The following is a 14,646-nucleotide window of genomic DNA, read 5'->3' on the forward strand; positions in this document are numbered from 1 at the left end:
AAAAAAGGGCGCGCACTATAACTATTTATTTACGTCTATTCTTTTGCTATTGTGTCATAAAATTGCTTTTTGTTCAAGAATTGTTTGAATTTTTGTGACCATCAAATCAATAGCAACATGATTTTGACCGCCTTCTGGAATAATAACATCCGCATAACGCTTCGTTGGCTCGATAAACTGATTATGCATTGGACGGACAACATTTAGATATTGTTCAATAACTGAATCAAAAGTACGTCCACGCTCTCTAATATCACGTGTTAACCGGCGGATGATTCTTAAATCAGGATCCGTATCCACATACAATTTAATATCCATTAAATTACGAAGACGCTCATCCTCAAGCACCAGAATTCCTTCTAGGATGATGACATCCTTTGGTTCTACTGGAATCACCTTTTCAGAACGTGTATGGATGGAATAATCATATACAGGTTTATCAATGGCTTCATAGCGTAGAAGCGCCTCAATATGTTCAATCAGTAAGTCATTATCAAAAGCAAGTGGATGGTCATAATTAGTTTTCAAACGCTCTTCAAATGGTAAATCATGCTGATCCTTATAATAATAATCCTGTTCAAGCACTAAAATAGAATGGTCTTTCAAGCTCTCATAAATGGCTTTTGTTACACTGGTTTTTCCGGAGCCGGAGCCGCCGGTTACACCAATAACAACCGGTTTGCGCATTATGCGTTCTCCTTTCGCATCATGTTGTTAGGGTACACCGGTTTGTCCAATTTAAATTGCACAATTTGAAGAGGATGTCTAGCTGCATCCAATTCATTCCCTTTTTCATCCCAAATTTTATCAATAACATGTGTAAAGTTTTCAATTTCCGGACCGAAGAATTCCACTTCATCTCCTGGTTTAAAATGATTTCGCTGCTGCAAAGTAAGCATTTGAGTTTCCTTGTTATAATCTAACACAAGTCCAACAAACTCAAACTTTGTCTTCTTGCTATGATTACCAAACATTTGCTCTTTATACCCTGGAATGCCTTCAAAGAATGCAGGAGCTGTCTCGCGGTTAGCACATTTATCAAGCTCTTCTAACCATTCTCTTTCAATAACAAAGTTATCAGGATCAGCACAATAGGCATCAATTACTTTCCGATATACACTAACAACCGTAGCGATGTAATGGATAGATTTCATACGGCCTTCGATTTTCAAGCTGTCGATGCCCAGCTCAATCATATTTGGAATAGCTTGAATTAAATTCAGGTCTTTTGGGCTCATCGCAAATGGTGCGTCCCCTTCACCAAACAACGCTGTCTCTTGATCACTGCCCTCAACTCTATAAAGGTCATAATCCCAACGGCAAGATTGACAGCAGCCACCACGGTTAGAATCTCTAGCTGTCATGTGATTACTTAATGTACAACGGCCCGAATAAGCAATACACATGGCACCATGAATAAAGGTTTCTATCTCAACATCAACCTTTTCCTTCATTTCTCTAATTTCATCAGCCCCAACCTCACGAGCTAAAACGACACGCTCTGCACCTGCTTCTTTCCAGAACTGAGCAGCCTTCCAGTTTGATAGTGATTGCTGGGTACTAATATGAATCTCTATTTCAGGTGCTAAGCGGCGGCAAGTTTCAATGATTAGCGGATCAGCTACGATAATCCCTGCGATCCCCGTTTCCTTAAGCCCTAAAATATATTCCTCTAAACCATCAATATTTTCGTTGTGAGCAAAGATGTTTGTTGTTACATAGATTTTTGCTCCGTATTTCTTTGCGAACTCTACCCCTTCTTTCATTTCTTCAAAGGTAAAGTTATCAGCATTTGAACGAAGTCCATATTCCTGACCGCCGATAAAGACGGCATCCGCACCATAATGAACAGCAATTTTTAATTTCTCAAGATTGCCTGCGGGAGCAAGGAGTTCCGGCTTCTTTACAATGACGCGCTTTCCGTTTATCATTTCAGAAATTTTGTCTCTAACTGTATTCACGATTGAACCCCTCCCATAAATATTTTAATGTTTTACACGAGGCAAATTCTTGCCTCAAACTTTTTTAATAAACTGTTTCTTTGAAAAAGAATCCTGTATCTAATGAACGATTAGCTGGTTGAATTTCCTCTATTGCCTCTAAAAGCTCGTCCTTTTTATCATCATACGCATCTGGGTCTTCAGCACATAAGTCAATGGCTTCACGATAAGCCTTTGTAACAGCCAGGATATACTCAGGGCTTTTTAAAATCCCATCAATTTTAAAAGAATCTACTCCAGCCTCAATCATTTCTTGAAGCTCATCAATGATACAAATATCATTTGGACTCATAATATGAGTTCCATTTTCATCTTCAAAAATCGGGTATTTATTCTCGCGCTCTTTATCGTGCAGGAACATATTTTCTTCCTTTTTGCGGTTTTCAACTTCCATAACCTTGCCTTGATATTCATAATAGTTTCCAAGCAAGGAACGTTTGGATTGGAACATACAGCTCATACCATGAACTTGGACTTCGATTTCCACTTCCGCGTTTTCTTTTATTTCAACAATGGCATCCATGTTAATCTCACGAGCAAGAACGGACCGTTTGGCTCCTTTTGAACCCCAATAATTACAAGTAAACCAGTTTGTCCCGGTTGTTTCTGTGTTCCAATGCAGCTTCATTTCAGGAGCCACTTCCTTTGCAGTCATCAGAACCGCTGGATCACCAAAAATAATAGCATCTGCATTGGCTTCTTTAGTAAATTGGATATATTCACCGAGTTCATCGATTTTTTCATTATGAAAAATGGCATTCATAGCCACATAAACTTTTTTACCCTTGCTATGTGCTAATTCAATAGCCTTTTTAACATCCTCACGGTTGAATTCACCTGCAAGGCGGAGACCATAACGCTGTTCACCAACAACAAATGCATCGGCACCCGCTTCTGCTAATGGCAAAATATCGTCCACTCTTAATGGAGTCACAAGTAATTCAGGTTTTTTCATAACACTCACCTCTTCTTTTTGCTTATCGCAATTCCATCTCCAACTGGTAAAATAACAGAATCATAATCGGAGTGGTTCATAAGCCACTGATTAAAGTCAGCTATCTTTCTCACCATATTACGGATTCTTTTTGTTTCAATCTCTGCTTCCGCAACAAGGCCTTTAAACAGGACGTTATCTGTAATAATCAACCCTCCAGGGCTTAAATACTTGGAATAGATCTCAAAGAACTTTTGGTATTGTCCTTTAGCCGCATCAATAAAAATGGCATCAAATCGACCATGTTCACGAACAACCTCTTCTACTTCAAGGGCATCTCCCTCTATTAAGATGATTTGCTCAGCCTTCCCCGAACGGTTGATATATTCCTTTGCCTTGTGGATCCTCTCGATGTCCCGTTCAATCGTAACTATTTTCACATCAGGAAGGGCTGTAGCCATTCTTAACGCCGAATAACCAATTGCCGTTCCAACCTCAAGTATTTTATTGGATTTATGGATTCTCAAGAATTGAAGCATTGTTTCGATTCCGGCAAGCTCCATTATGGGAACGTGTTGTTGGCTTGCATAGTTCTCCATTTCAATCAACAAGCTATTCCTATCAGGAATAAGACTTTCTATATAAGATTGCAGCTTCTCATTTATCAAGCTGCCCTCACCTCTATCCTCGTAAAGAAAACCGGCAGCGCTAAGCACTAAAATCCGGAGATTCTTAAATTAAATGCTTTTATTATTGCCATTAAAATATTCTTTAGACATGAAAAAATAGCGTTCACAGATTTGGTTCAAACAAGCTGAAAATAATAGCTTGAGTGCTGTTTGGGGGTATTACGACCGCCAAATCCTCTTCCTGTGAGTTACGCTATAAAGTAGATATTAAAACACCTGAATCATTTTATCATAAAAAAAGGAGGAATGCTAATCTTTCCTCCAAGTACTCATCATTTTTTATTGGAAATATACTCAGTCTTTTTCTGATTATGCTCGGCTAATGTCCTCGTAAAGATAACATCCCCACTATCTGTAGCCAAGAAATAGTAATAATCGGTTTGTTTTGGCTCAAGTGCTGCCTCTATGGAAACTCTTCCGGAATTCGCTATAGGCCCCGGAGGAAGTCCTGTATGTTTATAAGTATTATAAGGTGAATCTACTTCTAAATCCTTATAATAAACCTTTTCTTTATGTCTTCCTTGTGCATATAAAACCGTTGGGTCTGTTTGCAGAGGCATTCCTTTTTTCATACGATTATAAAATACACTAGCAATCGTTTTACGATCGGCCTTACCGGTTGCCTCCTCCTCAACAAGAGAGGCCATTGTTAATAACTGATGAATGGACAGCTTCTTTTCTTTACTTTCGGCTGTGTAATCAGATAAAACCGTTCTTGTTTTATCAAGCATGGCAGTAACCATTTCTTCCACCGTTGGATTTGGCTTATAAAATGGATAGGTTGCTGGGTATAGATATCCTTCGAGAGGATACTTTACGGTCGAATGCAAGATTTCATCAGTTAATATATCAGGATATTTTAACATAAGCGATTTAATATATTCTTTATCATTTAGTTTATTAAACACATCTGCTTCGTTTTGATGGGTAGCTTTTGCCATAATCCCCGCAATTTCCTTCAGCTGTTTCCCTTCAGGAATGGTTATTTTAAAGGAGGCTTCAGCCAGCACCTTTCCCGTTTTTAATCGACTTACAATCTCTGGAACATCCATGGAAGGACTTAGCTGGTATTTCCCTGCCATAAATCCGCCTTCGTTTTTCAGCTTGACATAGTACTTAAAAACCTTTGAATTTTTAATGATGCCATTTTTCTCTAATCTTTCTCCAATCCCCGTTACAGATGATCCAATAGGGATATCTACTGTTTTCTTGATCTTACTACTAGAATCAACAGGTCTTAGAGCAGATTGTATATAGAAATAACCACCACCGCCAATTAATACTATGAATAATAGCAGGATGATAGAAATAATTAAAACGATCTTGCGGACGATTCTGGCTTCATGATGTTGTTCTAGCATTTTTTGTCGAATGACTTCTTTTTTATTTCCTTTTTCATCGGTTGTCATTCTGTTCCCCCTTCCCTAGGCTACTGATACATTATCTCTTATTTAGAAAAACTACTAAAAATAGATATCAATATTAATTTGAGCATACAGCAAGAAAAATGTCAATTTAACAATGATAATGTCAAAAAAACTGCAACAAAAAAACCGGCTATCATAGCCGGTCTAAAAATTTTATTCTTCTTGTTCCTCGTTAAAAGTATTAAATACTTCTTCTACCATATCCCATTCTTCTTCTGTTTCGATTTCCATTAATTCCCCGAAACCGCCGTCTTCCGTAGGGATGTATGCATAAGTAAGGATATCAATTTCATCCTCTTCGTCTTCATTTGCACCTACTGGATAAAAGAATACATAGGACTTTTCGTACTCATCTGAATCAAATGTAAAAAGTATTTCAAATAGTTGTTCATCGCCATTTTCATCGACGAGTGTAATATAACGATCTTCTTCGTGATTGTGTTCGTGTGCCATTTTTTCACCTCATTAATTTTTGCTATCAAGAAAACCTTGCAGTATCATAACTGCTGCCATTTTATCAATGACCTTTTTACGCTTTTTTCGGCTGACGTCTGCTTCTAGCAAAACACGCTCAGCAGCCATTGTGGTTAACCGCTCGTCCCACAAAACGGTTGGAACTGAAAACCTGCTCTCTATTTCAGCGGCAAACTGCTGACTAGCCTCACCACGCGGTCCGATTGTTCCATTCATGTTTTTAGGTAATCCGATTACGACAGTATCTACTTGATACTCCTTTATTAATTGCCCAATTTCCTCAAAACCAAACTCTTGTTTTTCTTCGTTAATTTTAAGGGTCTTTAAGCCCTGCGCCGTCCAGCCTAATTCATCACTTAAGGCAACACCGACGGTCTTTGAGCCTACATCTAATCCCATTGCGCGCATTCATTAACCCTCTCGCTGTTGTTTTAGATAGGATTTTACCAGTTCCTCAATAATTTCATCCCGTTCTAGCTTACGGATAATATTACGAGCGTCACGATGACGAGGAATATAGGCAGGGTCCCCTGATAATAAATATCCAACTATTTGATTAATTGGGTTATATCCTTTTTCCTGTAAGGCCTCATATACTTGGAAAAGAACATCGTTTACATCATGTTCAAACGGATCTTCCGGAAAATTAAACCGCATCGTTTTATCAAATGAGCTCATTTCATGCACCTCGCTTACAAATTGACGAGAATCGTATTGTCTCAGCGCCTAGGCGCTTCCGCATTTCAAGTTACCTATATTTTACACTACTTTGTCCCATTATCAAATGGATTTTACCCATTCATCAACGAATTGAAGTGCTGGATCCAATTTTTCTGGGTCCTTACCACCAGCTTGAGCCATATCTGGGCGGCCGCCTCCGCCGCCTCCGCACCTTGCAGCTACCTCTTTAATCAGTTTACCAGCATGATAGCCTTTTTCAATAAGGTCCTTTGTAACGGCTGCAATCAAATTCACTTTACCATCATGTGCACTTCCAAGGACAATCACTGCTGAACCTAATTTTTGTTTTAAATCATCGGCCATATTTCGCAGGTTATTCATATCTGCAGCTTGTACCTTCGCAGATAAAACTGTTACACCATCAATTTCTTTAGCCTTTGTAACAAGGTTTCCAGCTTCAATATTTCCAAGCTTAGCAGCAAGTGATTCATTCTCACGCTGCAGCTGCTTAATTTCAGCCATTAGCCCCTCAATCCGGCTGCCAATATCTTTTGGATTGGTTTTTAATTTTTCAGCCGCATCCTTTAATAACCCAACTTGCTCATTTAGTAATTTATAAGCTGATTCTCCTGTTACAGCCTCAATTCTTCTTGTTCCAGCCCCAATTCCGCCTTCTGAAACAATTTTGAAGAGTCCAATAACAGAGGTATTCGGTACGTGACATCCACCGCAAAGCTCTAAGCTGTAATCGCCGACTCTAACCACTCGGACAATATCTCCATATTTCTCGCCAAAGAGTGCCATAGCTCCCATCGATTTTGCTTCTGCAATTGGTTTTAAACTAATATCTACTTCAATATTGCGCCAGATTTTCTCGTTAACAATCCGTTCCACTTGTTCCAATTCTTCCGGTTTAATTTGACCAAAGTGAGAAAAGTCAAAACGAAGACGTTCTGGTTCAACAAGTGAGCCGGCTTGGTTAACATGCTCACCAAGCACATCTTTTAGGGCGCGATGCAGTAAATGTGTTGCCGTATGATTTTTAATAATTTTGACACGATTTTCAGGGTCAACTGTAGCCGTTACCTGTTGATTTGTTTTTAACTGTCCGTTTTGTACAACAACCTTGTGCAGGTTTTGACCATTTGGTGCTTTTTGAACATCTCTTACTGCAACCGTTACTCCGTCACCTTCAAGTAATCCGCGGTCAGCAATTTGACCTCCGCTTTCTGCATAAAAAGGAGTGACATCAAGAATAACTTGTACTTCTTCACCTGTTCCAGCCTGATCGATAAGTTCACCGTCTTTAATAATAGCAGTCACTGTGGATTGAGTTGTTAGCTCATCATATCCGACAAATTTACTTTCAAGTTTAACATCTCGAAGAACACCGCCTTGAACTTGCATCGAGTCGACGTCCTGACGGGCTGCACGTGCACGCTCACGCTGCTGTTCCATTTCTTCCTCGAAGCCTGCATGATCTACTTTCATGCCTTCTTCTTCTGCATATTCTTCCGTTAATTCAACTGGGAAACCATAAGTGTCATATAGACGGAAAACGTCCGCACCAGAGATGATATCACTGCCTTTTTCTTTTTCCTTGCTGATTACGCTGGATAAAATGGTTAAGCCTTCATGAAGGGTTTCGTGGAAACGCTCTTCCTCATTTTTTATAACCTTTTGAATAAATTCTGTCTTATCCTTTACTTCTGGATAGTAGTCCTGCATAATCTCGCCAACTACTGGTACAAGCTCAAACATAAATGGACGGTTAATATTAATCTGCTTAGCGTAGCGAACAGCACGGCGCAGCAATCGACGCAATACATAGCCGCGTCCTTCGTTGGATGGCAATGCTCCATCACCAACAGCAAAGGCAACTGTACGAATATGGTCAGCAATTACTTTAAAAGCAACATCCGATTCCTTGTCCACGCCATAACTTACGCCAGAAATTTCTTCTGCAGCCCGGATAATTGGGATAAATAAATCTGTATCAAAGTTGGTTGGAACATTCTGAACAACAGATGCCATTCGCTCAAGTCCCATTCCAGTATCAATATTTTTCTTAGGCAGCGGTGTATATGTACCATCAGGGTTATGGTTAAATTGAGAAAATACAAGATTCCAAACCTCTAAATAACGTTCGTTTTCACCGCCCGGATATAATTCAGGGTCGTTTGGATCGTCTCCATATTCTGGACCACGGTCGTAGAAGATTTCGGTATTAGGTCCACTAGGTCCTTCACCAATATCCCAGAAGTTTCCTTCTAAGCGGATAATACGCTCCTCAGGAATGCCAATCATTTTATTCCAAATGTCATAGGCTTCATGGTCTTCAGGATGGACCGTAACACTAAGAAGTTCTGGGTCAAAGCCAATCCATTTATCTGAAGTTAAAAACTCCCATGCCCACTCAATCGCTTCTTCCTTGAAGTAATCTCCAATCGAAAAATTCCCAAGCATCTCAAAAAATGTATGGTGACGGGCTGTTTTACCCACATTTTCAATATCATTTGTACGAATAGACTTTTGTGCATTCGTAATTCTTGGATTTTCTGGAACCACGCGGCCATCAAAGTATTTCTTTAAAGTCGCAACTCCGCTGTTAATCCACAATAATGATGGATCATCATGCGGAACAAGTGAAGCACTTGGTTCAATGTTGTGCCCTTTTTCTTCGTTAAAAAACTGAAGAAACATGGAACGAATTTGAGCTCCTGTTAATTTTTTCATAATAATAGACCTCCTTTATTTTAAAAAAAGCATACAAAAAAGCCCTCATCCCAAAACAGGGACGAGAGCTTATCTCGCGGTACCACCCTGATTATAGATACAATAGTATGTATCCATCTCTCAACAATTGCCTTAACGCGGCAGTTACGGCAGGGATTAGCTGCACTCCGGATTAGCTTTCTGTTGTCCTTCATCTAGAGCTCTTTCAGCCTAAGAAGCTCCTCTCTTCTACGCTATCAGCGTTACAAATGGTCTACAACATACTTGATCCTTCTACATTTTAAAAACAAATATACTATATGACGAATTATAGCCACCAATAAAACGTTTGTCAATTTGATTCCTTAATCAGGTGATTTTTTGCATGGATGATGCCTACTTTTAGGATTGCAAGGATAGGGACGGCAAGGATTAATCCTAAAATACCCCCTATTTCACCACCTGTTGTTAAAGCAGCCATAATTAACAATGGGTGCATATGCAGGCTTTTTCCGACTATATAAGGCGATAAAATATTTCCTTCGAGAAATTGAAGTCCAAAGACGATGACAATCGTTATTAAGACTAATTTCATTGATACGGTGGCAGCGATAATAACGGCTGGAACGGCTCCGATAATTGGACCAAAATAAGGTATTACGTTTGTCGCTCCAACAATCAACCCTAAAAGCAGCGGATAATTTAGATGAAACATCCAAAATAGCAGAGAAGATATACCGCCGATGATCACACAAACCAACAGCTGCCCTCTAATATAACCGCCGAGTGAATGATCTACATCCTTAAGAAATAACGTTCCTTTCCTGCGCCACTTCTTAGGCGTGAGATACCATACGGTCTTTTTTAATAATGGATAATCTTTCAACATATAAAAAGTGATAAAAGGGATAATCATCATCAAAAGGGCTGAATTTAGAATGTTCACAAGGATATTAACAATGATCGTTAATAAGGAGTCAAGTTTATTTTCAAACGCATCGATCCCTTCATCCACCCTTGCCTGCAAACCATCGGGCCACTCTCTCGTATGCTTTTGCAGGAGAGAAATCCATTCCCGATACTGCTCTGCAAAAGCGGGAGCACTTTCTGATAAATCTTTTATCTGATCAATAATCACAGGAATGCCCTTATATAAGGAGAAGCCAATACCCCCAAAGAAGATAACATAAATAAGAATAATTGCAAGACCGCGATGTAATCCCTTTTCATGTAATTTCTCTACAATTGGATGAAGTAGATACGTAATAAATCCAGCAATGACAAAAGGAAAAATAATAATACCAATCATTCGAACAATTGGCATCCATAAGGAACTAATCTTTAAAAAAACAAAGATGGCGATTAATAAAAGGAGCAAAAAACCAATTCGATAATACCATTTCACTCGAATATCCACGTCTAAGCCCTCCTGCGGTTAGTTTTGGAGACTGATGGTGGAAATATGCAGGTTATGCTAAAATCCCCCTCAAAAACTTTGAGGGGGAATGGACTTAAAAAATCGCGCGTTTTACCTTTTTTTGAATTTTTTTCATATTGCGGGCTGACATCATGTTATTTCTTTGGGCAATATTGTAAGCTGCCATCCCTGCACCAAAAACAAGCATGGTCGTCATCGTTTTATTCATTCGTCTCACCTCTTTGACAGATTGGCCAGACTAAAAACCTCAAAAATATCGGTTTTAAATCGTATAACGACGCTCTTCTTCTTCAAACAAATCATCCAATGAACTGAGTGACCCATCTTCTTCGACCTGATGAGTGTTGATGATACCCTTGTTAACAGAGAGTTCGATAAAGCAGTTCCAGCAGTAATATTGGTTGATACCAATTTTGCCTATATCTTTGCTTTGACAATTGGGACACTTAAACATGAAAAGACACCTCACGTATTATCTACATCTACGATAATGGCATCCTTTCCGATCGCTACGGGCTTCCCGGATTGAATGACTTGTTTGCCTTCCGTGATCTCCGAAAAGAAGCCATCCGTAATTTCATACCCTACGATTGTGCCCAATTCTTCCTGAAAATATACATCCTTTAACATTCCAAGCGAATCACCGCTTTTAGAAAGCATCATCATGCCATCTAAGGAACGTTGATGATTTAATGTGTAATCAGGACTCTCTTTTAGTTTTTCTAGATACCCGGTATCTTCAATCATTATCCCATCCCAGCCAAAGGAGGCCACTTTTTTAATATCCAAGAAATAGGTTTGCTTGAAGAATACACCTTTTTTCACCAAAAGGCCTTCAACGATTCCGGTGCTAGATATACATAGATCTGTAATTTCACCTATTTTTGTTCCGCTTTTTGTTTCAAAAACAGGCTGCCCTTTTAATAAAGAAAATGTCCGCAAAGAGTTTCCACCCCCCGAACATTTCTTAGTTTCCGTCACTTGGCAGAAAATCATAAGGTGTAAGGTTTTCCATTCCAACCATTGGATTTACTTTCATTAACTCTTCTTCATAAGATAATCCACTACTTGATTCTTCATGAAGTTGGTTTATTATTACAATTGATTCCTGTAGTTTTTGGCATAGTGTTGTCTGCCTTTGAAGTTCATCCGCCCGTTCAATCCCCATTCTAAGAGCATCTTCCTCTCCGCAAATAATGAGGGATTGCTTACTTCTTGTGATTGCCGTATAGATTAAATTTCTTTGCAGCATTCTGTAATAGCTTCTTGTAATCGGCATAATAACAATGGGAAATTCACTGCCCTGTGATTTATGCACTGAGCAGCAATAGGCATGAGTAATTTGATTTAAGTCCTGTCTCGTATATTCCACTTCATTTCCTTCAAAGGAAATATAAATCATATCTTGTTTTTCTGTGTTTTCTTTGGCATAAATGATTGAGATAATTTCCCCGATGTCCCCATTAAACACATTACTTTCCGGCTGGTTGACAAGTTGCAGTACCTTGTCTCCAATTCGGTATTTTACATCCCCAAAAGCGATTTCCTTTCGTTTACCATCAGGGTTAGGATTAAATATCTCCTGCAGTAAAACATTTAAACGGTCAATACCCGCCGGTCCCCGGTACATCGGTGCAAGGACCTGAATATCCTTTGAAGTGTAACCTTTATTTTTAGCATTTAGTGCAACCTTCTCAACCACTTGGGCCACTTGAGCCGTTGAACATTTAATAAATGAACGGTCTGCTTGTTTAGCTGTAACGTTTGGCGGGAGATACCCTTTTTTTATATCATGCGCTAATTCAATGATGGAAGAACCCTCGGCTTGACGGTAAATATCCGTTAGCCGGACAGTAGCAATACGTTCTGATTGCAGCAGGTCCTTCAACACTTGACCAGGTCCGACTGACGGAAGCTGATCTTCGTCACCTACCATAATAACCTGGATATGTTCCGGAAGCGCCTTAAATAATTGATTGGCCAGCCATATATCCAGCATCGAAGTTTCATCGACAATCAATATTTTTCCTTCTAATGGGCTGGCCTCATCACGATCAAAGCCCTCAGTTCCATTAAAGCCAAGCAGGCGGTGAATAGTCACGGCAGGCAAACCTGTCGATTCGGTCATTCGTTTCGCTGCTCGTCCTGTCGGGGCCGCTAATAAAATCGGAAACGGTTCATCTTTTTTAAAATAATCCTTTGGTTCAAGTGAACAACCATGAAGTTCCCCGTATAGTTCAACAATACCTTTAATAACCGTTGTTTTACCGGTTCCGGGTCCACCCGTTAAGATAAGCATGGGGGACATGAGCGCGGTTTGAATCGCTTCTCTTTGGGAAGGGGCATATTGAACACCCAAACGCTCCTCTAAACCGCCTAATGCCAGAAGGAACTCTGACTCAGGGAATTGGTCACTGTATTCCGTTTGCTTTAGAATTCGATTAATACTTGTTACAAGGCCTTTTTCAGCGAAAAATAAGGACGGAAGATAAATTCGTTTTTCTTCACCAATTATTTTCCCCTCTTCTTCTAGCTTAATTAGCTCGTTAGAAATATCCGTATAATCAATGTGATCACGCTGATTATCTTCCAGCAGTGTCTTTACCTGTTCAAGTAAATTTTCCGCATGTAAAAAGACATGCCCCGTTTGCATACTTTCATTTTCCAGTGTGTAAAGGCAAGCAGCTTTGATCCGATCAGGATGATTGCCGGAGATCCCTAGCTGGTAGCCAAGCTCGTCGGCACGGCCAAAACCAATCCCTTCAATGTCTTCCACAAGCTGATAAGGATTTTTTTGAATAATTGAAAGTGTTTCTTCTTTATAGGCTTGATAAATCCGCATGGAAATTTGCGGTCCAAAACCGTATTGATTTAATGCCACCATTACTTGCTCAAGCCCCTGATGCTCCATCAAGGTATCATAAAGTGTCTTTGCTTTTTCAGGAGGAAGCTTTGGAATGGTATCAAGTAAGGAAGGCTGATTAAGAATTTTTGTGATTGCATTTTCACCAAGTGTCTCAACAATATTCTCGGCCGTCTTCTTACCGATGCCTTTAAACATTTCACCTGATAAATAAGCTATTACTCCTTGTTTTGACTGAGGCATGTCCTTTCGAAAATGATTGGTATGAAACTGAAGCCCAAACTTTGGATGTTCTTTAAACTCCCCGAAAAATATATACGTTTCTTGTTCGTGTATTTTCGGAAAATACCCAGTAATCACGGCTTCTTTGTCATCATATTGATCATTGGTTTCATCGACGCGGATTCTAAGGACGGTATAGAGGTTTTGTTCGTTATGGAAGATGGTTACGATTGGTCTTCCTTTAACAAACTTTCCTTGTTCAGCAAATAAATCAAGGGTGTCTTGTTTTTCCATTGTGCTCCCTCCTTCCGGTTCAATTTGGGCGGAATTAGCTAGTTTCACTAATCTTTTTAAGTATTGATTTTGCCTGTTTGGCCATCAAATGGTCAGGGTGTAAAGCAAGTGCTTTTTCTAAGATTGAATATGCTCTCTCCATGTCACCTTTATGTGCTAACACTAATCCAAGGAAATAGTAGGCATCAGAATAATTTGAATCCTGCTTTATACATTCTTCAAATTGTAAACTTGCTTCATCAATAAGTTCTTGTTGAAGAAGACATAATGCATATTCAAATCGCGCTTCTGTATCCTTCTCATTAAGTTCTACACTTCTTTGCAAATAGGGCAGAGCAAGTTTTCCATGTCCAAGTTTATTTAGTGAGGTTCCAAGTAAAAAGAAGTTATCACTTGTTTGCAGGCCTTTTTTCATCGCTTGTTCAAACATATTTTTTGCAAGGTCGTATTGTTCATTTTTATAGTAAAGGTTTCCGATGCTATAATAAGCAGTCGCACTGTTTTCGTCAATTTCGATGGCTTTTTGATAAAATTTAAGGGCTTTTTCATCGTCACCCACGGCTGAAAGGACGTTCCCGAAATTGATATAGGATACTGGGTCTTTGGGGTTTTGCTCGATTGCCTCGTTAAAGGCCTTGGCTGCCTCTTCCCAGTTTCCTTCTTGCATGTATTTTACACCTAATTGGTTATTATCCATTTTTCCAACTCCAATCCTAAATGAAAGTATAACATATTTTAGTTGGAAATTACTCTTTGTATTATAAGGGGGTTGAAGTTTTACTGAGGTCGTTTTTATAATTGAATTCCGCGTGATTTCGGATTTTTTCCGCGAACTTCTTCTTTAATTCCGCGCGTTTTTGGATTAATTCCGCAGACGTCATTGCTATTCCCGTACATTTCCCAGTAAAT

Annotated in this window: 15 protein-coding genes; all 15 read right to left on the bottom strand. The window is 39.3% G+C overall.

What is annotated here, in order from left to right:
- Nucleotides 1-54: 54 nt before the first annotated feature.
- The 15 genes from udk to CVD27_RS26130 all read right to left on the bottom strand — a co-directional run bounded on the left by udk (nucleotide 55) and on the right by CVD27_RS26130 (nucleotide 14,434).
- Nucleotides 55-690, bottom strand: coding sequence for a uridine kinase (gene udk, locus CVD27_RS26060; RefSeq protein ID WP_101651932.1), 636 nt, complete (start codon nucleotides 688-690; stop codon nucleotides 55-57).
- Nucleotides 687-1,961: a peptidase U32 family protein gene (locus tag CVD27_RS26065; RefSeq protein WP_101651934.1), complete on the bottom strand. Its 1,275-nt coding sequence runs from the start codon at nucleotides 1,959-1,961 to the stop codon at nucleotides 687-689. Before CVD27_RS26065 ends, udk begins: the two co-directional genes overlap by 4 nt.
- A gap of 64 nt (nucleotides 1,962-2,025) precedes the next feature.
- Nucleotides 2,026-2,955 carry a peptidase U32 family protein gene (locus CVD27_RS26070; RefSeq protein ID WP_101651936.1) on the bottom strand — a complete coding sequence of 310 codons (930 nt, stop codon included), beginning with the start codon at nucleotides 2,953-2,955 and terminating at the stop codon, nucleotides 2,026-2,028.
- 5 nt (nucleotides 2,956-2,960) lie between these two features.
- The gene (locus CVD27_RS26075) at nucleotides 2,961-3,602 is read right to left on the bottom strand and encodes an O-methyltransferase (protein WP_101651938.1); all 642 of its coding nucleotides are present in this window, start codon (nucleotides 3,600-3,602) and stop codon (nucleotides 2,961-2,963) included.
- Between the two features lie 293 nt (nucleotides 3,603-3,895).
- Nucleotides 3,896-5,032 (bottom strand): endolytic transglycosylase MltG, encoded by a 1,137-nt coding sequence (mltG, locus tag CVD27_RS26080; RefSeq protein WP_101651940.1) that lies wholly within the window; start codon nucleotides 5,030-5,032, stop codon nucleotides 3,896-3,898.
- A gap of 171 nt (nucleotides 5,033-5,203) precedes the next feature.
- Nucleotides 5,204-5,503, bottom strand: coding sequence for a DUF1292 domain-containing protein (locus tag CVD27_RS26085; RefSeq protein ID WP_101651943.1), 300 nt, complete (start codon nucleotides 5,501-5,503; stop codon nucleotides 5,204-5,206).
- 12 nt (nucleotides 5,504-5,515) lie between these two features.
- Nucleotides 5,516-5,932: a Holliday junction resolvase RuvX gene (ruvX, locus tag CVD27_RS26090; protein WP_101651945.1), complete on the bottom strand. Its 417-nt coding sequence runs from the start codon at nucleotides 5,930-5,932 to the stop codon at nucleotides 5,516-5,518.
- A gap of 3 nt (nucleotides 5,933-5,935) precedes the next feature.
- The gene (locus tag CVD27_RS26095; RefSeq protein WP_101651947.1) at nucleotides 5,936-6,202 is read right to left on the bottom strand and encodes an IreB family regulatory phosphoprotein; all 267 of its coding nucleotides are present in this window, start codon (nucleotides 6,200-6,202) and stop codon (nucleotides 5,936-5,938) included.
- A 102-nt stretch (nucleotides 6,203-6,304) separates the two neighbouring features.
- Nucleotides 6,305-8,941, bottom strand: a complete 2,637-nt coding sequence (alaS, locus tag CVD27_RS26100) for an alanine--tRNA ligase (RefSeq protein WP_101651949.1) — start codon at nucleotides 8,939-8,941, stop codon at nucleotides 6,305-6,307.
- Between the two features lie 331 nt (nucleotides 8,942-9,272).
- Nucleotides 9,273-10,337 (bottom strand): AI-2E family transporter, encoded by a 1,065-nt coding sequence (locus CVD27_RS26105; RefSeq protein WP_101651951.1) that lies wholly within the window; start codon nucleotides 10,335-10,337, stop codon nucleotides 9,273-9,275.
- Between the two features lie 94 nt (nucleotides 10,338-10,431).
- On the bottom strand, nucleotides 10,432-10,566 hold the full coding sequence (locus CVD27_RS26110; protein WP_101651952.1) for a YrzQ family protein: 135 nt from the start codon (nucleotides 10,564-10,566) through the stop codon (nucleotides 10,432-10,434).
- A gap of 54 nt (nucleotides 10,567-10,620) precedes the next feature.
- On the bottom strand, nucleotides 10,621-10,812 hold the full coding sequence (locus tag CVD27_RS26115; RefSeq protein ID WP_098529891.1) for a hypothetical protein: 192 nt from the start codon (nucleotides 10,810-10,812) through the stop codon (nucleotides 10,621-10,623).
- 11 nt (nucleotides 10,813-10,823) lie between these two features.
- A complete protein-coding gene (locus CVD27_RS26120; RefSeq protein WP_101651954.1) occupies nucleotides 10,824-11,300 on the bottom strand; it encodes a PRC-barrel domain-containing protein in 477 nt (158 codons plus the stop codon).
- A gap of 25 nt (nucleotides 11,301-11,325) precedes the next feature.
- A complete protein-coding gene (gene recD2 / locus CVD27_RS26125) occupies nucleotides 11,326-13,737 on the bottom strand; it encodes an SF1B family DNA helicase RecD2 (RefSeq protein ID WP_101651956.1) in 2,412 nt (803 codons plus the stop codon).
- A 34-nt stretch (nucleotides 13,738-13,771) separates the two neighbouring features.
- Nucleotides 13,772-14,434: a tetratricopeptide repeat protein gene (locus CVD27_RS26130; RefSeq protein WP_101651958.1), complete on the bottom strand. Its 663-nt coding sequence runs from the start codon at nucleotides 14,432-14,434 to the stop codon at nucleotides 13,772-13,774.
- Nucleotides 14,435-14,646 lie beyond the last annotated feature (212 nt).

It is taken from the genome of Neobacillus cucumis, from assembly GCF_002860255.1.
GTDB classification, from domain to species: Bacteria; Bacillota; Bacilli; order Bacillales; family Cytobacillaceae; genus Neobacillus; species Neobacillus cucumis_A.

What these genes read in the sequence shown, in the direction of transcription:
- alaS (WP_101651949.1), bottom strand. Translation starts at nt 8,941, where the DNA reads ATGAAAAAATTAACAGGAGCTCAAATTCGTTCCATGTTTCTTCAGTTT.
- CVD27_RS26110 (WP_101651952.1), bottom strand. Translation starts at nt 10,566, where the DNA reads ATGAATAAAACGATGACGACCATGCTTGTTTTTGGTGCAGGGATGGCA.
- CVD27_RS26070 (WP_101651936.1), bottom strand. Translation starts at nt 2,955, where the DNA reads ATGAAAAAACCTGAATTACTTGTGACTCCATTAAGAGTGGACGATATT.
- ruvX (WP_101651945.1), bottom strand. Translation starts at nt 5,932, where the DNA reads ATGCGCGCAATGGGATTAGATGTAGGCTCAAAGACCGTCGGTGTTGCC.
- CVD27_RS26095 (WP_101651947.1), bottom strand. Translation starts at nt 6,202, where the DNA reads ATGAGCTCATTTGATAAAACGATGCGGTTTAATTTTCCGGAAGATCCG.
- mltG (WP_101651940.1), bottom strand. Translation starts at nt 5,032, where the DNA reads ATGACAACCGATGAAAAAGGAAATAAAAAAGAAGTCATTCGACAAAAA.
- CVD27_RS26085 (WP_101651943.1), bottom strand. Translation starts at nt 5,503, where the DNA reads ATGGCACACGAACACAATCACGAAGAAGATCGTTATATTACACTCGTC.
- recD2 (WP_101651956.1), bottom strand. Translation starts at nt 13,737, where the DNA reads ATGGAAAAACAAGACACCCTTGATTTATTTGCTGAACAAGGAAAGTTT.
- CVD27_RS26130 (WP_101651958.1), bottom strand. Translation starts at nt 14,434, where the DNA reads ATGGATAATAACCAATTAGGTGTAAAATACATGCAAGAAGGAAACTGG.
- CVD27_RS26115 (WP_098529891.1), bottom strand. Translation starts at nt 10,812, where the DNA reads ATGTTTAAGTGTCCCAATTGTCAAAGCAAAGATATAGGCAAAATTGGT.